The sequence below is a fragment of the Streptomyces violens genome (assembly GCF_000717745.1).
GTDB classification, from domain to species: Bacteria; Actinomycetota; Actinomycetes; order Streptomycetales; family Streptomycetaceae; genus Streptomyces; species Streptomyces violens.
Genome location: NZ_JOBH01000006.1, coordinates 1 through 23,857, shown reverse-complemented (window position 1 = coordinate 23,857; position 23,857 = coordinate 1). Strand labels below are relative to the sequence as shown.

Here is a 23,857-nt window from a genome sequence, read left to right as displayed (position 1 = left end):
CATGCCCGCCCCTTTCCGCCGACGCGCGGGACGGGTACCCCGTGGTACCCCGTGTCACAGCGAGTCGCGCGGGAGGGTCTCGTTCCAGGTGCGGGAGAAGACCCGGCGGTCGCTTTCGTAGCCGTCGAGGGTGGCGTCGATGCAGAAGCAGTCCTCGCTGGACCACAGGGTGGTGTGGGTGACGACGTGCACGTCCCAGTCGCCGCGCCGGAAGCGCATGGTCCAGGTCGATTCGCCGCGTACGGAGGTGAAGTCGTCGGCGACGGAGGTGTACCGCTCGTACGCGCGGCGGCCGACGTCGATCCCGGGCTGTTCGTACCGCACCAGCCCGGCGTCCTTCACGATCTCCAGCTCGTTGTGGTAGTCGACCAGGTCGCGTTTGACGTCCCAGCGCTGTTCCTTGGGCAGCAGCTGGGTGGCGGGGACCGGCTCGGTGCCCTCGGGTTCGCCGAAGGCGGGGTCGGGCACGTCGTCGGGTACGTCGTTGGGGCGGACCGGGAGGACGAGGGTGCTGGTCCCCTCGTAGACGCTCAGCCGGACCGGGCGCGGCGGCGGCCAGGCCAGCGGCCAGTAGGAGGTGGAGAGCGAGAGGCGGACGCGGTGGCCGGCCGGGAACGACTGGGCGGTGCAGTTGAGCTGGACGGTGGCGCGGTAGCGGCGGCCCGGTTCGAGGGGCTGCGGTACGCCGGTGCCGTCCCGCCGGGTGAGGTTGAGCAGGCCGTACGTCACGCGGGTGGCGCCGCCGTCGGGGGCGACGTCGGAGAGCCGGGCGGCGACCATGGCGACGGGCTCGGAGACGGAGACCTCCAGTTCCACGGTGGCGGTGCCCATGAGCTCCAGGCGTTCGGTGAGCGGAGGGCTGTCGAAGACGAGCGAGCCGCCGTCCTCCTCACGCTGGTCGTACGGCAGGTCGGGCGGCGCGTTGTAGGAGGCCCATTTGCCGGCGAACTGGCCTACGGACAGCGGGGATTCGACGGTCAGCGCCTCACCTCTGGCCGCGTCGTCGTCCTGCTCCCCCGCGTCCTCCGTCCGCGCCGGTCCGATGCGGTGCCGGCTGAGGGGATGCACGCTCGGCTTGATGCGCGGCGAGGGCCAGGTGGGCTCGCCGACCCAGCGGCCCGGCCGCTCCTCGTAGGAAGTGGAGGGCGGCATGCTGTCCTGCATCCAGGTGCACAGCATGGGCCCGTCCATGGCGCCGTTGTCGACGCCCTTGAGCCAGTGGTCCCACCAGCGCACGACTTCCTGGAGGTAGCCGATGGCGGGGCCGGGCTCGCCGAGGTGCGGGAACTTGTGCGACCAGGGGCCGATGAGTCCCTTGCGCGGCACGTCGAGGTTGCTCAGCAGCCGGCACACGGCGTTGGAGTAGCCGTCCGCCCAGCCGCTGGAGGCCAGTACGGGGACTTGTACGGCGTCGTAGTTCTCGCAGACCGAGGCGTGCCGCCAGTAGTCGTCGCGGCGCTGGTGGCGCAGCCATTCCAGGGCCCAGGGGCGGCTGGCCTCCATCCGTTCGTGCCACATGTCGCGCCAGCGCTCGCCGACGACTTCGGGGTCGGGCGGGCAGGTGGCGTAGGCGAACATGGTGCCGGCCTCGGCGAGGTTGTCCGAGAGCAGCGTGCCGCCCATGTAGTGCATGTCGTCGGAGTAGCGGTCGTCGGTGAAGGACGCGATGACGATGGCACGCAGACTCGCCGGCTGCCGGGCGGCGACCTGGAGCGCCGCGAAGGCGCCCCAGGAGATGCCCATCATGCCGGTGTTCCCGTCGCACCAGGGCTGGGCGGCGAGCCAGGCCAGTACCTCTTCGGCGTCGGCCTGTTCCTGTTCCAGGTACTCGTCCAGCAGGACCCCTTCGGAGTCGCCAGTGCCGCGCAGGTCGACGCGGACGCAGGCGTAGCCGTGGCCGGCCAGGTAGGGGTGGTGGATCGAGTCACGCACGGAGGTGAGGTCCCGTTTGCGGTACGGGATGTACTCCAGGATCGCCGGTACCGGTTCTCCGTCGGAGGTGACGGGGCGCCAGATGTGCGCGGAGAGCCGGGTGCCGTCGGGCATGGGGATCGCGACGTGGTCCTCTTCCTTCGTCGCGTAGGGCAGGTCGCTCACGTACTGCATGCGGCTGCCGTGCTCCTTTCCTGGGTGCCGGGGTTCGCCCGCCTCGCCGGCGGGCCGGCGGTCAGCGTCCGGTGCCGTCCGGCGGCGGGGCGCCCTCGAAGTGGCGGTTCAGGGCCGCCACGCAGCGGTCGTACTTCTCCGTCATCTCCTCCACGCTGTCGGCGCCGGTGAAGATGTGCGCCAGTTCGCAGCTGTAGCTGTCCTGCTGCGGGCTGTCGGAGAGGCGCTTGCCCGGTTCCGGCACCATGTCGATGCGGACGCCGGGGATCTCCTGCTCTATGCGCTCGATGTCCGCGTCGGAGGGCACGTCCTTCACCACCGCGTCGGTGAACCAGCGGTAGTACCACTTGGCGCCCATGCTGTAGGGGCCCGTGCCGTACGTCAGCCGCGGGTCCTTGCCGAGGGCCAGGGCGACCATGATGTGGTGGTTCGGCACGCCTTCGACGTAGTGGAAGATCTGCGCGTGCGACTGCGAGTGCCGGGGGTTGATCTCCAGCAGGTTGATCCGGTCGGTGTGCGGGTCGTAGAAGAATTCGATGCTGAAGGTCGCCGCTTCCATGCCGATCTGGCGCATCACCCGCTCGCTGGCGGTGCGCAGCCGCCGCACGACGTCCGGCGGCAGGGTGGAGGGGTACTGGTGGCGCAGGAAGCTGGAGCTGTCGGGGTAATTGATGGAGTCCAGCGTGCCGTAAACGGTGACCTCACCGTTGAGGACATAGCCTTCCACGGCCACCTGAATTCCGGCGATCGCCTCTTCGGCGAGGCATACCTGACCGCCCACCCCGGCCATTTCCGGGGGCAGCTCCAGCTGCTCCATGATGTATTCGAAGGGGCGCCCGACCCGGCTGATGCCCTGCCGGATGTTCGCCACGGCCTCCTGGAACTCCTTCTCGTCCTGCACGCCGTAGGCGAGTTCCGAGGAATACGACAGGGCGGGCTTGAGCCACATCGGAAAGCGCACGCCCTCGGGCGGTTCCGGGTGCTCGGCGGAGAGATCCACCATGCCGAAGCGCGGGTGTTCGTCGATGACCTTCTGCTGTTCCAGCCGGCTCCAGTATTTGTGTTCGCACTTGACGATGGATTCCAGGCTGGTGTGGCGCGTTCCGTACCGCTCTCCCAGGATCGGTACGAGGGTGCTCGCGGGGAAGTCCCAGTAGGTCACGATGGCGTCGATGCTGCCTTCGAAAGCGTCCAGGATGCCGTACGCCTTTTCCAGGAGGTGCGGCACGGACACCTCCCCCACCTGCAGTTCCTCGGCGGTGAGCAGACCGTGGAATTCGTATTCCGCGGCGTTGGGGATGGCCTCCAGCTCGGGCAGATTTCCCTCGTCCAGACCGACGACAAAGATATTCTTCCTACTCAAGGGACCTCCTTCGTATTGGCGGCGGGGGCCCGGTTACCCGTCCTTCTACCGTGCGACGGCCGCCCGAGTCATCACAGACACGCGTGAAGACCGGCGCGCCACGCGCCTGCCCCGGGATCGTTCCGCCGAGTACCCACGCCACCGGAGTCATGCATCCACGGGGCAGGATGGTGCTGGAGAGGCAGAAGTCCTACTGAGGAGAGCTGACACCGTGGAGTACCGCCGCCTGGGCCGCAGTGGCCTGACCATCAGCGAGATCGCGTACGGCAACTGGCTCACGCACGGCTCGCAGGTCGAGCAGGACGCGGCCACCGCCTGCATCCGTGCCGCGTTGGACGCGGGCATCACCACCTTCGACACCGCCGACGTCTACGCCGAGACCCGCGCCGAGTCCGTGCTCGGCGCGGCGCTCCAGGGAGAGCGGCGCGAGGGACTGGAGATCTTCACCAAGGTCTACTTCCCGACCGGCACCGGCCGCAACGACCGGGGCCTGGGCCGCAAGCACATCATGGAGTCGATCGAGGGGTCGCTGCGCCGTCTGCGGACCGACTACGTCGACCTGTACCAGGCCCACCGCTACGACCACAGCACTCCGCTGGAGGAGACCATGGAGGCGTTCGCCGACGTGGTCCGGTCCGGCAAGGCGCACTACATCGGCGTGTCCGAGTGGACCGCCGACCAGCTCCGCGCGGGCCACGCCCTCGCCCGTGAGCTGCACATCCCACTGATCTCCAACCAGCCGCAGTACTCCGCGCTGTGGCGGGTGATCGAGGACGAGGTGGTGCCGGCCAGTGAGGAGCTGGGCATCGGCCAGATCGTCTGGTCTCCGATCGCCCAGGGCGTGCTGACCGGCAAGTACCTCCCGGGCGCGGCGCTGCCGGCCGGGACGCGCGCCACGGACGAGAAGGGCGGCGCCACCTTCGTCGCGCGCTGGCTGCGGGACGAGGTGCTGGAGCGCGTCCAGCAGCTCAAGCCGCTCGCGGAACAGGCCGGCCTCTCGCTCGCCCAGCTCGCGGTGGCCTGGGTCCTGCAGAACCCCAACGTCTCCGCCGCCATCATCGGCGCCTCGCGGCCCGAGCAGGTCACGGAGAACGTCAAGGCCGCCGGCGTGACGCTGGAGCCGGAGGTGCTCAAGGCCATGGAGGAGATCCTGGCGCCGGTCGCCACCCGCGACCCGCAGCTGACCGCGGGTTACCAGACGGGCAACTGACCGGAGCCCCCCACGCCGGGCTTTCACTCCGTGTTGGCGTGTGCCGTGCGGGCGCGTGCGTTGTCGACCTCCAGGAGGTTCGCGAGGCGGAGCGCCACGACGTCCAGGGTGACGTGGGTGGCCTGGTCGAAGAGGCTGGACAGCGGCTGGACGCTGGGCGCTTCGCCGGGCCGCCGGTACTTGGTCGCCGCGGGCAGCAGCAGGACGGAGGCGGCCAGGGCGCCGAGCGGGGAGTCCGGCGCGGTGGTCACGGCGTGCACCTCGGCGCCGGCCTTGACCGCCGCTTCGGCCACCCGCACGGTGCCGGCCGTGGTCCCCGACCCGGAGACCGCGACGACGGTGTCACCGGCGGCCACGGCCGGGGTGGTGGTCTCGCCGACGACGTGCACGGGCAGCCCCAGGTGCATCAGCCGCATGGCGAACGCCTTGGCCATGAAGCCGGAGCGGCCCTCGCCCGCCACGAAGATACGGCGGGCGTGGCGGAGGACGGTGGCGAGTGCGTCGAGGGAGGTGGCGTCGACGGCGGCGAGGACGCCGCGCACCTCTGCCTGGACGGTGTCCAGGAGGCTTGCTGCGGTGGGGAGTTCGTCGTTTGCGGGCATGAAGTGGTTCCTTCCGTGGGGGTACGGGGGTCAGCGGCCGGCGGCCGCGGCGAGGGCGCGGGCCGCCGCTTCGGGGTCGGCGGCCGCCGTCACCGCTGAGCCGACGATGACACGGATGTCGTCGGGCCCTGTGAAGGCCGGCAGGTCGGCGGCGGTCAGGCCGCCCGCGACGGCGACCCGGCGGCCGTGCCGCCAGGGCCCGAGCAGGTCGGCGGGGTTGCCGCCGGCCCGCTGGGCGTCCTTACCGACGTGTGCGGCCAGGACGACGTCGGCCGGGAGCCGGGCGGCGAGGGCCGTGCGCCGCTCCTCGGTGGTCTGCATCAGATCGACCACGGTCTCGGCGCCGCGCTCGGCGGCGACGCGTACGGCGGCGTCCAGGGTCGCGTCGGCGGCAGCGCCGAGGACGGTCGCGGAGGCAGCGCCCGCGTCGTACGCGAGCGTGAACTCGAACACCGCGTCGTCCGCGGTCTTGAGATCGGCCAGTACGGGAACCTTCCCGGCGGCCGCGGCCACCTCGGTCACGGCGCGCATCCCGAAGTGTTTGATCAGGGAGGTGCCGACCTCGATCCAGTCGGCGTGCGGCGCGACGGCCTCGGTGAGCCGGACCGCCCGTGCCAGGGGCATCCGGTCCAGGGCGATCTGCAACTGTACGGCCATGAGGCCAACTCCTCGTATTTCTCGGTCGGTTCGGGGTGGGTCAGGCGGCCGCGTGCGTGCGGAGGAATTCCTCCAGCCGGGCCCTGGTGGGCAGGCCGTCCCGGTCGCCGTGGCTGGTCGTGGCGAGCGCGCCCACGGCGGCGGCCCGGGCGAGGGCCTGCCGCGGGCCCAGCCCGTCCAGATGAGCGCTGATCAGCCCGGCCGCGAAGCCGTCGCCCGCGCCCACGGTGTCGACGGCCCGTACGGGCAGGACGGGCTGCGTCCACGCCCCGCCCGCGCGGTCGTACAGTGTGGCGCCGCGTGCCCCGTCCTTCAGGACGACGCGGCGCACGCCACGGGCCAGGTACCAGCCGGCCACGTCGGCCGGGTCTTGTGCCCCGGTGAGCAGCCGGCCCTCGCCGAGTCCTGGCAGTACCCAGTCGGCGCGGGCCGCCAGGTCGTTGACGGTGCGCACCATTTCGGCGCGGTCGGGCCAGAGCGCGGGGCGCAGGTTCGGGTCGAAGGAGACGGTGAGCCCGGCGTCGCGGGCCGTGGCCATGGCGCGGTGGGTGAAGGCTCGCGCGGTGGGTGAGAGGGCTGCGGGGATGCCGGTCACATGGAGGTGGCGGGCGCCGCGTAGGTAGGCGTCGGTGGCTTCCGAGGGCGCGAGACGGCTGCCCGCGGAGTGCTTGCGGAAGTACACCACCTCCGGGTCGCCCTCGGTGACACGGCTCTTGAGCTGGAAGCCGGTGCGGGCCTCCGGGTCCACGGTCACCTGGGCGGTGTCCACGCCTTCGGCGCGCAGGGCGGCGAGGGCGTGGGCGCCGAGCGGGTCGTCGCCGACGCGGCCCACCCAGCCGGCGGTGTGGCCGAGACGGACCAGTCCGGTGGCGACGTTGATCTCGGCGCCGGCCAGGGAGCGGGTGTAGTGGGTGACGTCGGCCAGCGGTCCGTCGTCGGCGGCGACGAGCATGCCCATGACCTCACCGAAGGTCACCACGTCGAGGCGGGGCGGAGGAGCGGGGCTGGGGGTCAACGGGGGCCTCCGGCAAGGACAGGACCGGCATGGACGGGAGTGGTCAGCGTCCCGATGCCGGCGACGGTGGCGGCGGCGCGGCCGCCGGGACGGAGCGGGCCGTACTCGCCGGGGGCGCCGGTGAGGACGACGTCGCCGGGGCCGAGCGGCAGAAAGCCGCCCAGATAGCAGAGGATCTCCGCCACGCTGCGGGCGAGTTCGCGGGTCGAGGCGGGCCGCAGTGGTACGCCATCGAGGGCGAGCGTTACCTCCGTGTCGTCGGGATCGTCGAGGAAGGTCTCGATCCAGGGGCCGAGCGGGGTGAAGCCGGGACGGCCCTTGGCCGAGGTCCACAGCGGGTCGTTGCGTTGCAGATCGCGCGCGGTGAGGTCGTTGGCGACGGTCCAGCCGTAGACGGTGCGCAGCACGGTGTCGGGGGTGTGTCCGGCGGGCGAGGTGGCCAGTACGACGGCCAGTTCGGCTTCGGCGTCGACGCGGCCGATGCCGTCGGGGAGGTACACCGGCTCGTCCGGGCCGATGGCGGAGCGGGCGGGCTTGAGGAATGCCTGAGGCGGCAGTTCGCGGTCGGCCGGTCCGGTGTTGTGGGCCATGCCGACGACCGTGCGCGGCTGGACGGGGGCGAGCAGGCGGACCTCGCCGAGGGGCAGGCGGGGACCGAGGCGGACGGGCGCCCGGCGTGCGGCGCCGTCCGCTGGAGCGGGCGCCCGGCCGGCGGCACTATCGGCGGCTCCCCCGACCCCGAAGGGGTCGGCGATGACCTCGGCGGTGTCCCCGTCGAGTACGGCGTGTGCGGTGCCGCCGGCGTGGGCGATTCGGGCGATACGCATGCTGCTGTCAGGCGTCCTTCGTGAGGGGTGCCGGCCGCGGCACCGGGGCGGCGTCGGCCCGGGGTGCCCTTACCGCGAACATCAGCGCCGCGGCGAGGACGAGGCAGCCGGCCATGGTGAGGAACGAAGCGGCGGTGGAGCCGGTCACGTCGTTCAGCGTGCCGATCAGATAGCTGCCGGCGAAGCCGCCGAGCGCACCGAAGGAGTTGATGAGGCCGACAGCGGCGGCACTCAGCTTCTGCGGCAGCAGTTCGGGGATGGTGGCGAAGTAGGGGCCGTACGGGGCGTACATACCGGCCGCGGCGATGCACAGCAGCGGGTACGACAGCCAGAACGCATCGCCGAGCAGGTACGAGCCGTAGAACCCGGCGGCGCCGAGCAGCAGCCAGGGCCAGACGTACCGGCTGCGGGAGCCGGCGCGGTCGGAGGCGCGGCTGTTGTAGAGCATCGCGGCACAGGCGAAGAGGTACGGCAGGGCCGAGATCAGTCCGGTGAGGCCGATGCCCTCCTCGCTGCCGGCGCGGACGATGGAGGGCAGCCAGAAGACGAAGCCGTAGACGCCGAGGCTCCACAGGAAGTACTGGAGGGAGAGCAGCACGACGTTGCGGGAGCGGAACGCGGCGAGGTAACTGCCGCCGGCCGGCAGCCGTCCCTGTTCGGCGGCGAGGGCGCCTTCCAGCGCGGTGCGCTCCTCGGACGTGAGCCACTTGGCGTCACGCGGGTGGTCATCGATGCACTTGTGAAAGACGAATGCCCAGATCAGGGCCGGTAGCCCCTGGGCGATGAACATCCCGTGCCAGCCGACCCATTCGACCAGGTAACCGGAGACGACGGTGAGCCACAGGACGGTGGCGGGGTTGCCGAGGATGAGCCAGGTGTTGGCACGGCCGCGCTCGCGGGCGGTGAACCAGTGGGTGATGTGGATGACCATCGCGGGCAGTACGGCGGCCTCGGAGACGCCGAGCAGAAAGCGCACCACCATCAGCACGCGTACGTCGGGGATCAGTCCCTGCGCGGTGGCCAACAAACCCCACAGCACCAGGCACCACACGATCAGCTTCTTGACGCTCCGTCGCTCGGCGTAGATGGCGCCGGGGATCTGGAAGGCGAAGTAGCCGAGGAAGAAGAGCGAGCCGAGCAGGGCCGAGACGGAGCCGGTGATGTGCAGGTCGTCGGCCATGCCGCCGGCGGCGGCCACGGAGAAGTTGGAGCGTTCCAGGTAGGCGAAGCTGTAGGTCACGAAGACCACGGGCATCAGCCGGGTCCAGCGCCGGCGACTGAGGGCGGCGACGGCGGGCGCCGGGGCGGCGGCCGGGTGCGGGGTCGACATACAGGTGACCTTTCTCCCGAGACGGAAAGGGCAGCTAGACAGGGCCAGTTGCCACGATGTGGCAACCGCTCCCGCAAACTGAAAAGAGAATGACGGCCCCATTTCCACCTGTCAACGGATTGTTTCCGGGAGAGGAAAAACCTTGCCGCCATGCGAGAAGCGGTATGGGAAACTGCCCGTATGTCCACCAGCACCCCGGCCTCCGACATGGTCGGCAAGGCCCTGCACGTCCTCACCCTGCTCGGCGAGCGCCCAACCGGCGTCACGCTCTCCGAACTGGCCCGCGCCTCCGGCTTCCCGACCAGCACGTGCTACCGGCTCCTGAAGTCCCTGACCCGGGACAGCTTCGTGGAGTTCGACGCCCGCACCAAGCACTACACGCTGGGACTACGGGTGTACCAGCTCGGCCAGCGCGTCTCGCACGCGCACGGCTTCGCGGGCGTCGCACTGCCGGTGATGCGCAGGCTCGCCGAGACCTGCCGCGAGGCCGTCCTGATGTCCGTACTGGACGGCGACAAGCAGCTCTACATCCACCACGTCGAGGGCCCGCAACAGGTGAGCGTGCGCGGCGAGCCCGGCAAACACGGCCCGCTGCACTGCACCTCAATGGGCAAAGTGCTGATCGCCTTTGCACCCACGGAGAGACGCGAAGCGCTCATCGAAGGCATCGAACTGACCGCACTGGGCCCCCACTCGATCACCGACCGCGCCGCGTTCCGCACCGAGATCGAGCAGGTACGCGCCGAAGGCCACGCCATCGCCGACGAGGAACACGAGCCGGGCATCCGCGCCCTGGGCGTCCCGATCCTCGGCCCGGACCGCATCGCCCACGCCGCCCTCTCGATCGCGGCCCCCGCCTTCCGCATGCCCCCAGCAGACCTGCTCGCCCTGCGCCCCGCACTGACAAACGCGGCCCACGAACTCGCGGTACTGCTGCCGCCGCGGCCGTTCTGAGAGGGGCCCGTTCGCCTCAACGACGTGAACGGCCCATAGTCGCCCGGGCATTGAGAGCGACGGAGCTCCGGATGCGGCGAAGTGCCGTGTCCGGGGCGTCAGTTCACGCCGGGCGCGCTGGAGTCGCGGACCACCAGGCGGCAGGGGACAGCGGTGATGCCTTGGTGGGGGCGGCCGTCGAGGGCGTCCAGGAGGTGCAGGGCGGCGATGCGCCCGACCTCGGCGAGGTTGGTGTCCACGGTGGTCAGGGGCGGTCGGGCGGCCAGCGCCATGACGTCCCAGTTGTCGTAGCCGACCACGGCGATGTCCTGGGGGACCCGCCGGCCGGACTCGCGCAGGGCATCGGTGACGCCGCGGGCGATCTGATCGTTGCCGCACAGCAGCGCGTCGCAGTCGGGGGCGGCGCGCAGCACGATGGCGGATGCCTGTCGGCCCCAAGCCTCGCTCCACTCTCCGAAGTGGGGTCGGCCCGTGGCGAGTTCGAGGCCGGCGGCGGTCAGTTCGGCGCGGGTGTGCTCGGACCGCACCGCGGCTGCCGCGTGGTGCTCGGGCCCGGTGACATGCGCGATCCGGGTGCGCCCGGTGTCCAGCAGGTGGCGTACGGCCAGGTGCACGCCGTGGGCATCGTCGGAGACCACGGAGTCGTCCGTCGAGTCGGCGGACGGGCCGAGCGCGTAGACCGTGGGAACCGGCAACGGGCCCGGCAGGGGCGGGCGAGGATCGGTGCGCCGTCCGGTGACGATGATGCCGTCCACACCGCGTGCGATGAGTGTGCGCAGGTAGTGGCGCTCGCGGATGGCGTCGCCCCGGCTGTCGCACAGCAGGACGGAGATCTGGCCCGCGCCCAGCGCGTCCTCGGCGCCGAGCAGGACCGGGAGGCTGAACCGGCCGATGCTGTCCGTGGTGAGCAGGCCGACCGTGCTGCTGCGGCCGGTGAGCAGTGACTGAGCAAGCGCGTTGGGCTGGAAGTCGAGGCGCTGGGCGGCCTCCAGTACCCGCTGCCGGGTCTCCGGGCGGAGCCGGCCGCGTCCGTTGAGCGCCTTGGACGCCGTCCCCGGGGTGACTCCGGCGAGCGCGGCGACGTCGGTGAGCGTGGCACGGTGCGCCGGGGACTCGCTGCCAGATTTCTGGACTGCCATGGGCAAACCTTTTCTCATACGCGCATCCGTCGTCCCGACCTCGGGGCGGCGTCGTCCCCGAGGCAGGCATCCATGGTGCCATCCCCTGCGCGTGTTCGGAGTGCCGAACGACTGGTTTCGGGCGGGAAAACCCGCTGCGCGACTTCTTGACGCTCTCTCGGTGGAGTCCTAGCGTCACTTGGGAAAAGGTTTTCCTGACTTGCCCACAGCACACGGCCGCTCCGGACTCGCGCTCCGGGGCAACCTGCTGCCTTCCGCCCGGACCCCGACACGCGCACCGGGCAATGCCCTCCAGCACTCGGAGAATCAATGACGACTCATCAGGTCAAGGACTGTCCGACTGATCGAGCGGGAGCCGTACGGACAGCGGCGGGTGCCGTCGTCCCGCTTCCCGCAGTGCGCATCACAGGTGGTCTGCTCCGCCAGTGGCAGGACCGGAACCGGCAGTCGACGATCCCGCACGCCATCGAGCAGCTGCGCGCCGCGGGCAACGTTGACAACCTGTGCCGCCTGCTCGTCGACGACCCCCCGGCCTATCGCGGGCGGTACCCGTTCCTCGACACCGACCTGTACAAGACGCTCGAGGGCCTGGCGTACGAGATCGGTGCCGGCAGCGCGGGCGAGGGCGCGCGGGAGTTCTTCGACGAAGTGGTCGGCCTGTTGGAGCAGGTGCAGGCCGAGGACGGCTATCTGAACTCGTTCTTCCAGGATCCGGCAGCGACCAAGAAGCCCTGGGAGGACCTGACTTGGGGCCACGAGCTCTACAACCTCGGCCACCTGATACAGGCCGCCATCGCGGCCAACCGCCGGATGGGCGACCGCCGGCTCCTCGACGTGGCCGTGAAGTTCGCCGATCTGGCTGTGCGCCGCTTCGGCCAGGGACGCGAAGAGGGCATCTGCGGCCACCCTGAGGTGGAGATGGCCCTGGTCGAGCTGTACCGGGAGACCGGTGACCGCGACTACCTGACCCAGGCGAGCCTGTTCGTGGACCGGCGCGGGCACGGGCACCTTCAGCACAGCATCTTCTCGCCCGAGTACTTCCAGGACCACCTGCCCTTCCGTGAGCTCCCGTCGGTCATCGGGCACGCGGTCCGCATGGCGTACCTGGCCGCCGGGGCGACCGACGTCTACCTGGAGACCGGCGACCGGTCCCTTTTCGAGACGCTCGACCGGCTGTGGGACGACATGGTCGCCACCAAGCTCTACCTCACCGGCGGGCTCGGCAGCCGGCACTCCGACGAGGCCATCGGCGACCGGTACGAACTGCCGTCCGAGCGCGCCTACAGCGAGACCTGTGCCGCCATCGCCGTCATGCAGTGGGCCTGGCGCATGTTCGTGGCCACCGGCGGCGCGAAGTACCTCGACGTCTTCGAGCGCGTGCTCTTCAATGCCTACGCCGTGGGTCTGTCCGCCGAGGGGAGCGCCTTCTTCTACGACAATCCGCTCCAGCGCCGCCCCGACCACGAGCAGCGGAGCGGGGCCGAGACCGGCGGCGAGTCACTGCGCCGGGCGTGGTTCCGCTGCCCCTGCTGCCCGCCGAACATCGTCCGGTGGATGGCGCAGCTCGGTGACTACGTGGCAGCCGAGCGCCACGACGCCCTGTTCCTCGCCCTGTACGCCGAGGGCCGGATCGAGACGGACGCCCTCGCCGTGACCGTCGAGACGGCCTACCCGTGGGACGGGGACGTGCAGCTCACCGTCGACCGCGCCCCCAGCCGCCCGTACGCGATCAAACTCCGGGTCCCTGCCTGGGCACACGACGTCACGCTCGACGGCGCGCCCGCCGCGGCCGAGGACGGCTGGCTGACGGTCGAACGGAACTGGAACGAGGGCGAGTCGATACGTCTGCACCTGCCGATGCCGGTGCGCGCACACCTGTCGCATCCCCACCTGGACGCGACCCGCGGCGCGGTCGGCATCGCCCGAGGCCCGCTGGTCTACTGCGTCGAGCAGCAGGACTCCCCCGCCCCGGTGGACGACCTCGTCCTCTCGGCCGAACGCATCGCCGCCGCGGACATCTCTTCGTCGATGGACGGGCTGCCCGGTGCGCTCGCCCTCCGGCTGGCGGCGGACGTCGCGCCCGCTCCGGCGCCGGAGCTCTATCCGGAGCTCACCGCCGGACGACCCGCCATCGAGCGGACCGCGACGGTCCCCGTGACCCTCATCCCCTACTTCCTGTGGGGCAACCGCGGGTCCGAGGCCATGCGCGTGTGGGTGAGGACCCAGTGACCGCATCCGCCGAGTTCAACGAACGAAGGAATGCGATATGAGGAGATCCACGGCAATCGCCGGCGCCACGGCGCTCAGTACGCTGATGCTCGCGGCCTGCAACGGCGGGGCGGGCACCCCGGCCAAGGGCACCGGACCGGGATCCGTGCAGGAGCCCGCCAAGGGCGGCACCGTCCGCGTCCTGGCCACCGCGGACTTCTCCCATCTGGACCCCGGACTCGGCTGGGACGGCGGGGTGAACAATTTCTACCGGCTCATCTACCGCGGGCTGACCACGTTCGGCGCCGGCCCCGGCGCCAAGGGCACGAAGGTCGTCCCGGATCTGGCGACCGACCTCGGCACGCCGTCCGACAACGCCAGGACCTGGACGTACCACCTCAAGGACGGCCTGGCCTTCCAGGACGGGACTCCCATCGACAGCGCGGCCGTGAAGTTCGGCATCGAGCGCGCCTGGGACCCCGGGATGGGCGGCTCACCGTATCCGAAGCGGCTGATCGACGCGCCCAGGAACTACAAGGGCCCGTACCGCTCCGGTGACCTCGACTCGATCGAGACGCCCGACGCCAAGACCGTTGTCTTCCATCTCAAGAAATCCTTCCCCGACTTTCCGAGCGCGCTGACCATGCCCAACTTCACCCCGTTTCCCAAGGGAACGGGCGCTGCCCACGCGTTCGACACCAAGCCGATCGCCTCCGGCCCCTACAAGGTGGCGAGCTATGACCGCGGTACGTCGCTGAAGCTGGTCCGCAACCCGCACTGGAAGGCGTCGACCGACAGCGTCCGCGCGGCCGAGCCGGACGCGTTCGAGTGGACCTTCGGTCTCGACGGCGCCACCATCGATGAGCGCATGCTTGCCGGGCAGGGCACGGATGCCAACGCCATCGCCGGCACGATCCAGGCGGCGACCCTGTCGCGCATCCAGACCCCGCAGCTGAAGGAACGCACCCTGTCGGGGCTCAGCGGCTGCACCACATACCTGGGCATCAACACCACGCGCAAGCACCTCTCCGACGTGAGAGTGCGTCAGGCCATCGCCTACGCGGTCAACAAGGACACGGTCGTCGCCGCGCTCGGCGGTAAACAACTCGCCGCCGAGGCGACCGCGATCCAACCGCCGACCATCCGCGGCCGCGCCGAGTACGACCCGTACCCGCACAACGCGGCCAAGGCCAGGAAATTGCTCGCCGAGGCGGGACCCCGGGGCGGGTTCACCCTCACCCTGGACAACCGTCCGGTGGCCAAGCTGACGGCGGTCGCGGTCGCGATCCAGGAGGCCCTCAAGCCACTGAACATCAAGGTCAAGATCAACAACATTGACACGTCGTCGTACTACGAGGTCATCGGCACCCCGGCCAAGCAGCACGACCTCGCCCTCACCGGCTGGTGTCCCGACTGGGCGTCGGGGGCGACCTTCCTGCCGCCGCTGTTCGACGGCCGCAACATCACCCCGACCGCGAACAACAACGTGGCGCAGATCGACAACGCCGCCGTCAACGAGCGAATCGACGAGATCGCGGCCATGAAGGACGTGGCCGCCGCCAACAAGGCATACGGCGCACTGGACAAGCAGATCATGGCCCACGCCCCGATCGTGCCGCTGGCCTACGAGAAGGCCATCGCCGTCACCGGCTCCAACATCGCGGGCGCCTATCTGTCCGATGCGTTCAGCGGCGGCATCGACCTGGTCTCCGTCGGACTCAAGGACCCGGGAAAGTAGGCGACACATGACGACTGCCATCGCGCATGACGCGCAGGCCGGTCCGTCGGTGGGCGCACCCGGTGCGCCCGCCACAGCGGGCCGCCGGATCCTGGGCGTCCTGCTGCACGACCGGGCCGCCCTCTTCAGTGCCGGGTTCCTCGCCCTGGTGCTGCTGATGGCGCTCTGCGCGCCGGTGATCAGCGCGCTCACCGGCCACGGGCCGACCGCGTTCGACACGGCCGCCATCGACGTCGACGCCGGCGGCCTGCCCAAGGGCTCGTTGGGTGGGATCAGCGCCGACCATCTGCTCGGCGTCGAGCCGTTGAACGGCCGCGACATCCTGGCCCGTATCGCGTACGGCGCGCGCGTGTCGTTCCTCATCGCCGCGTCGGCGACCGTGCTCACCACGCTGCTCGGAGTGGTGTTCGGCATGCTTGCCGGCTTCTACGGTGGCTGGGTCGACCAGGTCGTCTCCCGGGTCATGGACTTTCTGATGGCCTTTCCGGCCTTGATCTTCATGATTGCCATCCTGTCGTCGCTGCCTTCGGGAAACAGGTCGCTTCTGCTGGTCGTCGTGATCAGCGTGTTCGGCTGGCCGTATCTCGCGCGGGTGGTGCGCGGTCAGACGCTGACGCTGGTGAACCGGGACTTCGTGGAGGCGGCCCGCGCGTCGGGCGCGTCCACGGCGGCCCTGGTGTTCAAGGAGATCCTGCCGAACCTGCGCAGCTCGCTCATCGTGATGACGACCCTGGCGGTGCCCGGATACATCGGCACCGAGGCCGGACTGTCCTTCCTGGGCGTGGGCGTCAGCCCGCCGACGCCTTCGTGGGGCCAGATGATCGCCGGCTCGGTCAGCTGGTACGCGGTGGACCCGATGTACTTCGCGATCCCCGGGCTCTTCCTCTTTCTGACCGTGCTGTCCCTCACCGTGCTGGGGGACCGGATCAGGGCCGCCACCGACGCCGGGGAGGCCGCCTGATGGCCCGCTACCTCGCCGGCCGGATCGCCGGGCTCGTACTGATCCTCTTCACGGTCTGCCTGTTCACCTACCTCATCTTCTTCAAGCTGTCGCCGGATCCGGCGTTGCTGATCTGCGGCAAGACCTGCACGCCGGAGCGGGTCACGGAGATCCGTACGGTCCTCGGCATCGACAAGCCGTTCCTCACGCAGTTCTGGGACTTCCTGAGCGGGCTGATCGCCGGGCGGGACTACGGCTCCGGTGCGAACAGCGTGCACTGCCCGGCACCTTGCCTCGGCTACTCGTTCCAGACCAGCCAGTCGGTGTGGGAGATGGTCGTGGACCGCCTCCCGGTCAGCGCCACCGTCGCGATCGGCGCGGCCGTGCTCTGGCTGCTCGCCGGCATCACGGCGGGGCTGCTCAGCGCGGTCAAGGAGGGCACCTGGTGGGACAGGTCCGTCATGAACCTGGCCCTGGGCGGTGCCAGCATCCCCAACTACGTGCTCGCGCTCGCCCTGCAGTACGTCCTGGTCGTCAAACTGCGGATTCTTCCGTTCCCTTCGAGCGTGACGTTCACCGACGACCCTGTCCTGTGGTTCCAGTCGTATCTGATGCCATGGATCGTCCTCGCCACCGGCTACGCGTGTCTGTACGCCCGGCTGACCAGGGCGAACGTCATCGACACGCTGGCCGAGAACTTCATGCGGACGGCCCGGTCCAAGGGGCTGTCCCCCGTGCTCACGATGCGGCGGCATGCGCTGCGGCCCGCGCTCACGCCGGTCACCACGATCTTCGGCATGGACTTCGCCGCGCTGCTGGGCGGCGCGCTGATCACCGAGACCGTCTTCGGTCTCGACGGCGTCGGCAAGATGGCCGCCGACTCGATCGCCAAGAACGACCAGCCGGTCATCATGGCGGTCACCCTCCTCGCGGCGTTCTTCGTAGTGGTCGGCAATGTCCTGGTCGACCTCCTCTACACCGGCCTCGACCCGAGAGTGAGGATCCGATGAACGAGCTTCTCGCCGTGCAGAACCTCACCGTGACCCTGCCGACCACCCGCGGTCCCGTGGACGTGGTCAAGGACGTGTCGTTCACGGTCGGCAGGGACGAGACCGTCGGCATCGTCGGCGAGTCCGGCTCGGGCAAGTCGATGACCAGCCTGGCCATCATGGGCCTGCTGCCGCGCGGGGCGATGACGAAGGGCAGCATCCGGCTGGACGGCGCCGAGCTGCTGCATCGTACGGACCGCGAGATGCGCCGGATCCGCGGCGAGCAGGCGTCCATGATCTTCCAGGACCCGCTGTCCTCGCTGAACCCGTACTACACGGTCGGCCTGCAGATCGAGGAGATGTACCGGGCCCACCGGGGCGGTTCGCGGAAGGCGGCCCGCAAGGCCGTCGTCGAGGCGCTGCGGCAGGTCGGCATCCCCGAGCCGCAGGAGCGGGCGGGCCACTACCCCCACCAGTTCTCCGGCGGGCAGCGACAGCGCATCATGATCGCGATGGCGCTGGTCTGTTCACCGGCGCTGCTCATCGCCGACGAGCCGACCACCGCCCTGGACGTGACCGTGCAGGCCCAGATCCTGCGCCTGCTCGCCGACCTGCAACGGCAGACGCACACCGGGATGGTCTTCATCACCCACGACCTCGCCGTGATCGGTTCGATCGCCACGCGCGTGCTGGTGATGTGCGAGGGCCAGCAGGTCGAGTACGGCACGGCCGAGCAGGTCTTCTCCGCACCCCGGCACGCGTACACGCGGAGGCTGCTCGAGAGCATCCCGCGTATCACCGACGATCTCCCGGCCGACGAGGTGGTGCTGTGAGTGACGTGCTGCTCAGTGCGCGCGGCCTGACCAAGCGGTTCACCACCCGTGGCCCGTACGGCCGCAGGAAAGAGTTCACCGCCGTGGACGGCGTCAGCTTCGACGTGCGGCCGGGCGAGACCCTCGCCGTGGTCGGCGAGTCCGGCAGCGGCAAGTCCACCAGCGCGCGGATCGTCGCCAAGCTGATGGACCCGAGTGCGGGCACCCTGGAGTTCGAGGGGGAGGACGTCACCCGCGCCACGGGCGCGCGGCTCGCCCGCTACCGCGCCGACGTGCAGGTCGTCTTCCAGGATCCGTTCTCCTCGCTCAACCCCCGGCACACCGTCGAGCGCATCCTGATGGCGCCGCTGGACTACCAGGGCATCGCGCCCACCGGCGGCCGGCGGGCCCACACCAAGGAGCTGATGGAGCGGGTCGGTCTCAACCCCGACCACGCCCAGCGCTATCCCGCGCAGTTCTCCGGCGGCCAGGCCCAGCGGATCGGCATCGCCCGCGCGCTCGCCGTCAATCCGAAGCTGGTGATCTGCGACGAGGCGGTCTCCGCGCTCGACGTGTCCGTCCAGGCGCAGGTCATCGATCTGCTGCTGCGGCTCCAGCGCGAGAGCGGGTTCAGCTATCTCTTCATCGCCCACGACCTGGCCGTGGTCCGGCGGATGGCGCAGCGGGTCGCGGTCATGAGCAATGGGAAGATCGTCGAACAGGGGCCGTGTCGCCAGGTCTTCGACGCCCCAGGCGACCCGTACACCCGGACGCTGCTGGCCGCGATCCCCCGGATCAATCCGGAGTGGGACCGTCGGAGGAGGGCCGCCGCCGGATGACCGTCACCTACACGATTCCCGGGATGCGGGTACGGGAGCACATCGTCGACGTCCCGCTCGACTGGTCCGATCCCTCACGGGGCACGATCCAGCTCTTCGTCCGCGACCTCACCGCTCCCGGACGGTCGGGAACGGAACTGCCCTGCCTGGTCTACCTGCAGGGCGGCCCCGGCGGGAAGGGCCCACGCCCGCTCGCCCCCGACGGGTGGCTCGGCCAGGCGCTGAAGACCCACCGGGTGGTCCTGGCCGACCAGCGCGGCACCGGCCGCAGCACCCGGATCGACGGCCGCCGGATGAGCGCGTTCGCGACCGTGCAGGAGGGCGCGGACTTCCTTGCCTGCTTCCGGGCCGACTCGATCGTGGCGGACCACGAGCACCTGCGGAAGAACCTCTTCGGCGGCCGGCGCTGGACCACGCTCGGGCAGTCGTACGGCGGCTTCCTCACCCTGACCTACCTGTCCCGGGCGCCGGAGGGGCTGAGTGCCTGCTACGTCACCGGCGGACTGCCCGGCCTCGAACCGTCGGCCGCCGAGGTCTACCGGCGCACGTACCCCAGGGCCGAGGCGAAAACCGGGGCGTTCTACCGGCGTTACCCGCACCACGTCGAGCTCGTCGGCCGGATCGCGGACCGGCTGTCCGAGGGCGGGGTGCGGCTGCCCGACGGCGATGTGCTGACAGTCCGGCGGCTGCAGTCGCTCGGCATCGACCTCGGCATGAAGCCGGGTCACGAGCGCATGCACTGGCTGCTCGACGAGGCGTTCAACGGGGACGAACTGTCGGCGGCGTTCCTGCACCAGGTGCTGGCCCGCACCTCGTACAGCGACAACCCGCTGTTCGCGGCGCTCCAGGAGAGCATCTACGGGCACGGCACCGGCGCGACGGCGTGGGCGGCGCAGACCGAGCGAGCCGCGCGTCCGCGGTTCGCGGAGGACGCAAGGCCGCTGCTGTTCACGGGGGAAATGATCTACCCCTGGATGTTCCGGGAGATTGCCGAACTCCGCCCGTTCCGTGGGGCCGTCGAGCTGCTGGCCACCCGCGAGGAGTGGCCGCCGCTCTACGACCTCGACCGGCTGGCCGCCAATGAGATCCCGGTCGCCGCCGCCGTCTACTACGACGACATGTACGTGGACGCGGGCCTGCAACTCGACACGGCCGCACGGGTCGGCAACATCCGGACCTGGATCACCAATGAGTACGAACACGACGGCATCCGCGACGAACGGGTCTTCGCCCGGCTGACCGAGCTGCTGCACGACACCGGAGGGAACGCAGCAGTGTGACCGGCCGGGCGCGCACGTCCCCACATGCCCGGCGGCCCTTGCTCCCCTTCCCATCCCCACCGAGACAGGAGTACGCCCATGACCGGAACCGGTCTCTCCCGCCGCGGCCTGCTGCACTCCCTCGCCGCTGCCGCCGCCCTGCCGGCCCTCGCCTCCCTGCCCGCGCACGCCGTCGGAGCCACGGCCGTCGGCGGCGCGGCAGGGGCGCTCCCCTCCCCGGAGAACTGGAAGGTCCGGCCGTTCCCACTGGGCGCGGTCTCCCTGCGCGACGGGGTCTTCCGCGCCAAGCGCGACCTGATGCTGGAGTACGCCGCCGCCTATCCCGCCGACCGGATCCTCGCTGTGTTCCGCGCCAACGCCGGTCTCGACACCCGGGGTGCGCAGCCGCCCGGCAGCTGGGAGACCTTCGACGGCAAGCTGCGCGGCCATTACGCGGGGCACTTCCTCACCCTGATCGCCCAGGCGTACGCGGACACCGGCGAGCGCGGCTTCAAGCAGAAGCTGGACTACCTGGTCGGCGCGCTCGGCGAGTGCCGGGATGCGTTCGCTGCCGACCCCGCGAACCCACCCAGCCACCCCGGCTACCTGGCCGCCTACCCGGAGACCCAGTTCATCCAGCTGGAGAGCTACACCACCTACCCCACCATCTGGGCGCCCTACTACACCTGTCACAAGATCATGCGCGGGTTGCTCGACGCCCATCTGCTGGGCGGCAACGCCCGCGCGCTGGAGCTGGCACGCGGGATGGGCGACTGGGTCTACAGCCGACTGGGCCGGCTGCCACAGGAGCAGCTGAACCGGATGTGGTCGATCTACATCGCGGGCGAGTACGGCGGTATGAACGAGGTACTGGCCGACCTGTACACACTGACCGGGAACCGGCGCCATCTCGCGGCGGCCCGCTGCTTCGACAACACCGCGCTGCTCGCGGCCTGCGCCGCGGACCGCGACATCCTCGACGGCAAGCACGCCAACCAGCACATCCCGCAGTTCACGGGCTATCTGCGGCTGTACGACGAGGCGGGCGGTGGATCCTATCTGACGGCGGCACGGAATTTCTGGCACATGGTCGTCGGCCACCGCACCTATGCGCTCGGCGGCACCGGACAGGGCGAGATGTTCCGGGCGCGCGACGCCGTGGCTGCCACGCTGGCCGACAACAACGCGGAGACCTGCGCCGCGTACAACATGCTCAAGCTCACCCGGAACCTGTTCTTCCACGAGCCGGATCCGGCCTACATGGACTACTACGAGCAGGCGCTGACCAACCAGATCCTCGCGTCCCGGCGCGATGCGCACAGCACCACCAGCCCGGAGGTCACCTACTTCATCGGAATGGGGCCGGGCTCGCGGCGGGAGTTCGACAACACCGGCACCTGCTGCGGCGGCACCGGCATGGAGAGCCACACCAAGTACCAGGAGACGGTCTACCTCCACTCCGCCGACGGGGACGCCCTGTATGTGAACCTGTACATCGCTGCCACGCTGACGTGGCAGGAGAAGGGCATCACTCTGGTCCAGAGCAGCGAGTTCCCCGCCGAGGGGCAGGCGGTGCTCCGCTTCAAGGAGGCGGACGGCCCACTGGAGCTGCGGCTGCGGGTCCCGCACTGGGCGGTGCGCGGCTTCACCGTCCGGGTCAACGGGATGCGGCAGAACCTCACGGCCGAGCCCGGCTCGTACGTCTCCCTGCGGCGGGACTGGTCGGCGGGTGACGAGGTGCGCATCGCCATGCCCTACTCGCTGCGGACCGAGGCCGCCGTCGACGACCCGACCGTGCAGTCACTCTTCTACGGGCCAGTGCTGCTGGCGGCCCAGGGCGGCGAGCCCGAGCTGCCCGAGTTCGCATTCCCGGACGGCCTGGAGGCCGCGGTGCGCCGGGTGGACGGGAAGCCGATGCACTTCACGACGCACGGCCGCACCCTCGCACCCTTCTACCTGGGCAACACCGCGCCGTACCACGCGTACTTCCGGCGCACTGATGGCTGAGGCGAGCGCCCAGTTGACTCAAGGACGTGTTGACCAACCGGGAGTAGGCGAGCTGGTTCATCAGCATCCGGTAGTGGGCTTCCAGCTTGCTGTTGTCGGCGCCGGCGATGAGGACGTCGTGGAACTCCTGGACCAGCTCGGCGTACCGCTCCCGGTCGTCCCGCGCCACCGGGTCATCGGCTTCGCGCGGGTTCCGCTCCAGCTTGTTCACGAATAGACCGGCTGCGCTCCTACGAAGAGCTCGGCGTCGACGAGTACAGCTCCTGGATCGGCAACAGCCTGCCGCACGAGGCGAAGCGCGCGTCCCTGGAACTGTTCATCAAGGAGGTCGTGCCGGCCTTCCAGTGAGCCGGCCCGCGCCGCCGGTTCACCAGGGGCCGTGGTGGGCCAGGGCCACGGCCAGCGCGGTCACCGGCAGACAGAAGAACACGGCCCAGGGGCCCAACTGGTAGTCACGGGCCCGCAGATGTACGCAGAGCGCACCGAGGAAGTACAACACGAGCCCGGCGGCGGCGAGCGTGCCCAGCGCCGGGACGGCGAACCCGGCCAGCAGCCCCAGCGCACCCGCCGCCAACAGCGCACCCAGCGGACGCATCCAGGACCTGGGCACGCCGAACTTGTCCGCCTGGCTCTTCGGGTACTCATGCCCGATGAAGTTGGCGACGGCGGCCAGGCCATTGACGGCCGACGTGAGGAGGGTGACCACGAGATAGGCGGCAAACACGAGCCTGCTCCTTCTTCTGCGCGGGAATCGCGGATGGGTGTTCGCCTCTTGGACGAGGCAGCGCCTCGAAAAGTGACATCCGTGAGCCGCTCCGGGCGGGGTCAGGCGCCGGTGACGACTCGCATGAAGACGACCGGTTCGGTGTCGTCGTTGCGGTATGCGTACTCCTGGTCGCTGGCGATGACCACACTCTGCCCGGGCGCCAGCACGCGGGGGCCGGCCTCCAGCGTCAGCGTGAGGCGCCCGGAAAGTACGTGATGGATCTCCTGCGCGCCGCGCCGGTCGGGTTCGGCGTCGTAGTGCCCCCCAGGGACCAGGGTCCAACGCCACAGTTCGGCTCGCGGGTCCTCTGTAGCCCCCAGGAGGAGCGCCTGGCTGCCGTCGGGGTCCTGCCACACCAGCGTTCCCTCGACCTGCTCGTCCGCCGCGCCACGCTCGGGCAGGGCAAGGGCGGCGAAGTCGGTGTCCAGTGCGCGTGCGATGCGGTCGACGGTGGCAAGACTCGGGTTGGCCTGCCCCAGCTCGATATCGGTCAGCATCCTCCGGCTGAGCCCACCGGCCTCGGCCAGCTGCTGCACACTCCAGCCACGCTCCTTGCGCAGCGCCCGGATACGCCCGCCGATGGGAGCGACGAACTCCTGCGTAGCACTGCTGCCGACGCTGACCTTGCTCCCCACGGTGAGCACTATAGTGCGCAAACAACTTGCCCGCATCGCCGAATGAGCAATATATTGCTCACCATGCACGAGACCACCAAGGGACGCTCCTGATGAAGATCCGTGAGTTCGCGGTCGAGCAATGGATGAACGAGTACGAGGAGACCTGCCGGTACAACCTCGCCGAGACCTGCGTCCGCTCGCTCACCACGGGTGAGCTGCTGGACCTGTCCGGCCGGCGCGAGGAGGTACTGGCCGAACTGGCGGCCACCCCGCTCACCTACGGCCCGATCCCGGGCAGCCCCCGTCTGCGCGCCCTGGTCGCGGGCCTGTACACGACCCAGCGCCCGGACAATGTACTGATCACCCACGGCGCGATCGGTGCCAACGCACTCGTGCACACCACCCTCGTCGAACCGGGCGACCACATCGTGGCCGTCGTCCCCACCTACCAGCAGCACTACTCCATCCCGGACAGCTAC

The 23,857-nt window shown here is 70.2% G+C and carries 22 protein-coding genes; 11 read left to right on the top strand and 11 right to left on the bottom strand.

Annotation, left to right across the window (positions count from 1 at the left end; all coding sequences use genetic code 11):
• Nucleotides 1–54: 54 nt before the first annotated feature.
• Both IF04_RS0112510 and IF04_RS0112505 read right to left on the bottom strand, forming a co-directional pair.
• On the bottom strand, nucleotides 55–2,106 hold the full coding sequence (locus tag IF04_RS0112510; protein ID WP_030254912.1) for a CocE/NonD family hydrolase: 2,052 nt from the start codon (nucleotides 2,104–2,106) through the stop codon (nucleotides 55–57).
• Nucleotides 2,107–2,167: 61 nt separating this feature from the next.
• Nucleotides 2,168–3,469 (bottom strand): ATP-grasp domain-containing protein, encoded by a 1,302-nt coding sequence (locus tag IF04_RS0112505; protein ID WP_030254909.1) that lies wholly within the window; start codon nucleotides 3,467–3,469, stop codon nucleotides 2,168–2,170.
• Nucleotides 3,470–3,680: 211 nt separating this feature from the next.
• Here IF04_RS0112505 and IF04_RS0112500 point away from each other — a divergent pair, with 211 nt between their 5' ends.
• Nucleotides 3,681–4,679 (top strand): aldo/keto reductase family protein, encoded by a 999-nt coding sequence (locus IF04_RS0112500; protein WP_030254905.1) that lies wholly within the window; start codon nucleotides 3,681–3,683, stop codon nucleotides 4,677–4,679.
• A gap of 23 nt (nucleotides 4,680–4,702) precedes the next feature.
• Here the strand turns inward: IF04_RS0112500 and hxlB are convergent, their stop codons facing one another.
• From hxlB to IF04_RS0112475, 5 genes are read right to left on the bottom strand one after another with little or no spacing between them, the layout of a single operon-like run.
• Nucleotides 4,703–5,281: a 6-phospho-3-hexuloisomerase gene (gene hxlB, locus IF04_RS0112495; RefSeq protein WP_051831159.1), complete on the bottom strand. Its 579-nt coding sequence runs from the start codon at nucleotides 5,279–5,281 to the stop codon at nucleotides 4,703–4,705.
• Between the two features lie 30 nt (nucleotides 5,282–5,311).
• Nucleotides 5,312–5,938 carry an orotidine 5'-phosphate decarboxylase / HUMPS family protein gene (locus IF04_RS0112490; RefSeq protein ID WP_030254899.1) on the bottom strand — a complete coding sequence of 209 codons (627 nt, stop codon included), beginning with the start codon at nucleotides 5,936–5,938 and terminating at the stop codon, nucleotides 5,312–5,314.
• 40 nt (nucleotides 5,939–5,978) lie between these two features.
• Nucleotides 5,979–6,953, bottom strand: a complete 975-nt coding sequence (locus IF04_RS0112485) for a sugar kinase (protein ID WP_030254895.1) — start codon at nucleotides 6,951–6,953, stop codon at nucleotides 5,979–5,981.
• Nucleotides 6,950–7,780, bottom strand: coding sequence for a fumarylacetoacetate hydrolase family protein (locus IF04_RS0112480; RefSeq protein ID WP_030254892.1), 831 nt, complete (start codon nucleotides 7,778–7,780; stop codon nucleotides 6,950–6,952). Before IF04_RS0112480 ends, IF04_RS0112485 begins: the two co-directional genes overlap by 4 nt.
• A gap of 7 nt (nucleotides 7,781–7,787) precedes the next feature.
• Entirely contained in the window at nucleotides 7,788–9,110 is a 1,323-nt protein-coding gene (locus tag IF04_RS0112475) for an MFS transporter (protein WP_051831157.1), read from the bottom strand.
• Nucleotides 9,111–9,290: 180 nt separating this feature from the next.
• Between IF04_RS0112475 and IF04_RS0112470 the strand changes: the two genes are divergently transcribed.
• Complete coding sequence (locus IF04_RS0112470; protein WP_030254886.1) at nucleotides 9,291–10,064, top strand: IclR family transcriptional regulator; 774 nt, start codon at nucleotides 9,291–9,293, stop codon at nucleotides 10,062–10,064.
• 98 nt (nucleotides 10,065–10,162) lie between these two features.
• Here the strand turns inward: IF04_RS0112470 and IF04_RS0112465 are convergent, their stop codons facing one another.
• Nucleotides 10,163–11,203 (bottom strand): LacI family DNA-binding transcriptional regulator, encoded by a 1,041-nt coding sequence (locus IF04_RS0112465; RefSeq protein WP_030254883.1) that lies wholly within the window; start codon nucleotides 11,201–11,203, stop codon nucleotides 10,163–10,165.
• Between the two features lie 396 nt (nucleotides 11,204–11,599).
• On the opposite strand from IF04_RS0112465, the gene IF04_RS0112460 reads away from it, so the two are divergent.
• The 8 genes from IF04_RS0112460 to IF04_RS0112425 all read left to right on the top strand — a co-directional run bounded on the left by IF04_RS0112460 (nucleotide 11,600) and on the right by IF04_RS0112425 (nucleotide 21,995).
• Nucleotides 11,600–13,432 (top strand): glycoside hydrolase family 127 protein, encoded by a 1,833-nt coding sequence (locus IF04_RS0112460; RefSeq protein WP_037959249.1) that lies wholly within the window; start codon nucleotides 11,600–11,602, stop codon nucleotides 13,430–13,432.
• A gap of 37 nt (nucleotides 13,433–13,469) precedes the next feature.
• On the top strand, nucleotides 13,470–15,149 hold the full coding sequence (locus IF04_RS0112455; RefSeq protein WP_030254877.1) for an ABC transporter substrate-binding protein: 1,680 nt from the start codon (nucleotides 13,470–13,472) through the stop codon (nucleotides 15,147–15,149).
• Between the two features lie 7 nt (nucleotides 15,150–15,156).
• The gene (locus tag IF04_RS0112450) at nucleotides 15,157–16,110 is read left to right on the top strand and encodes an ABC transporter permease (protein WP_030254874.1); all 954 of its coding nucleotides are present in this window, start codon (nucleotides 15,157–15,159) and stop codon (nucleotides 16,108–16,110) included.
• Nucleotides 16,110–17,099, top strand: coding sequence for an ABC transporter permease (locus tag IF04_RS0112445; RefSeq protein WP_030254871.1), 990 nt, complete (start codon nucleotides 16,110–16,112; stop codon nucleotides 17,097–17,099). The genes IF04_RS0112450 and IF04_RS0112445 overlap by 1 nt, the downstream gene beginning before the upstream one ends.
• Nucleotides 17,096–17,911 (top strand): ABC transporter ATP-binding protein, encoded by an 816-nt coding sequence (locus IF04_RS0112440; protein ID WP_030254870.1) that lies wholly within the window; start codon nucleotides 17,096–17,098, stop codon nucleotides 17,909–17,911. Before IF04_RS0112445 ends, IF04_RS0112440 begins: the two co-directional genes overlap by 4 nt.
• Nucleotides 17,908–18,729, top strand: a complete 822-nt coding sequence (locus IF04_RS0112435; RefSeq protein ID WP_030254867.1) for an ATP-binding cassette domain-containing protein — start codon at nucleotides 17,908–17,910, stop codon at nucleotides 18,727–18,729. Before IF04_RS0112440 ends, IF04_RS0112435 begins: the two co-directional genes overlap by 4 nt.
• Complete coding sequence (locus tag IF04_RS0112430) at nucleotides 18,726–20,009, top strand: alpha/beta fold hydrolase (RefSeq protein ID WP_030254865.1); 1,284 nt, start codon at nucleotides 18,726–18,728, stop codon at nucleotides 20,007–20,009. The genes IF04_RS0112435 and IF04_RS0112430 overlap by 4 nt, the downstream gene beginning before the upstream one ends.
• A gap of 78 nt (nucleotides 20,010–20,087) precedes the next feature.
• On the top strand, nucleotides 20,088–21,995 hold the full coding sequence (locus IF04_RS0112425) for a glycoside hydrolase family 127 protein (RefSeq protein ID WP_078600233.1): 1,908 nt from the start codon (nucleotides 20,088–20,090) through the stop codon (nucleotides 21,993–21,995).
• On the opposite strand, the gene IF04_RS37335 is transcribed toward IF04_RS0112425, so the two are convergent.
• The 3 genes from IF04_RS37335 to IF04_RS0112410 form a co-directional block, all read right to left on the bottom strand.
• A complete protein-coding gene (locus tag IF04_RS37335) occupies nucleotides 21,910–22,164 on the bottom strand; it encodes a hypothetical protein (protein ID WP_245654402.1) in 255 nt (84 codons plus the stop codon). The genes IF04_RS0112425 and IF04_RS37335 overlap by 86 nt on opposite strands.
• 198 nt (nucleotides 22,165–22,362) lie before the next feature.
• On the bottom strand, nucleotides 22,363–22,719 hold the full coding sequence (locus IF04_RS0112415; protein WP_030254860.1) for a DoxX family protein: 357 nt from the start codon (nucleotides 22,717–22,719) through the stop codon (nucleotides 22,363–22,365).
• Nucleotides 22,720–22,820: 101 nt separating this feature from the next.
• Nucleotides 22,821–23,396 carry a helix-turn-helix domain-containing protein gene (locus tag IF04_RS0112410; RefSeq protein ID WP_030254859.1) on the bottom strand — a complete coding sequence of 192 codons (576 nt, stop codon included), beginning with the start codon at nucleotides 23,394–23,396 and terminating at the stop codon, nucleotides 22,821–22,823.
• A 92-nt stretch (nucleotides 23,397–23,488) separates the two neighbouring features.
• Here IF04_RS0112410 and IF04_RS0112405 point away from each other — a divergent pair.
• A partial coding sequence (locus IF04_RS0112405; protein WP_030254857.1) for an aminotransferase class I/II-fold pyridoxal phosphate-dependent enzyme occupies nucleotides 23,489–23,857 on the top strand: 369 nt, incomplete at its 3' end.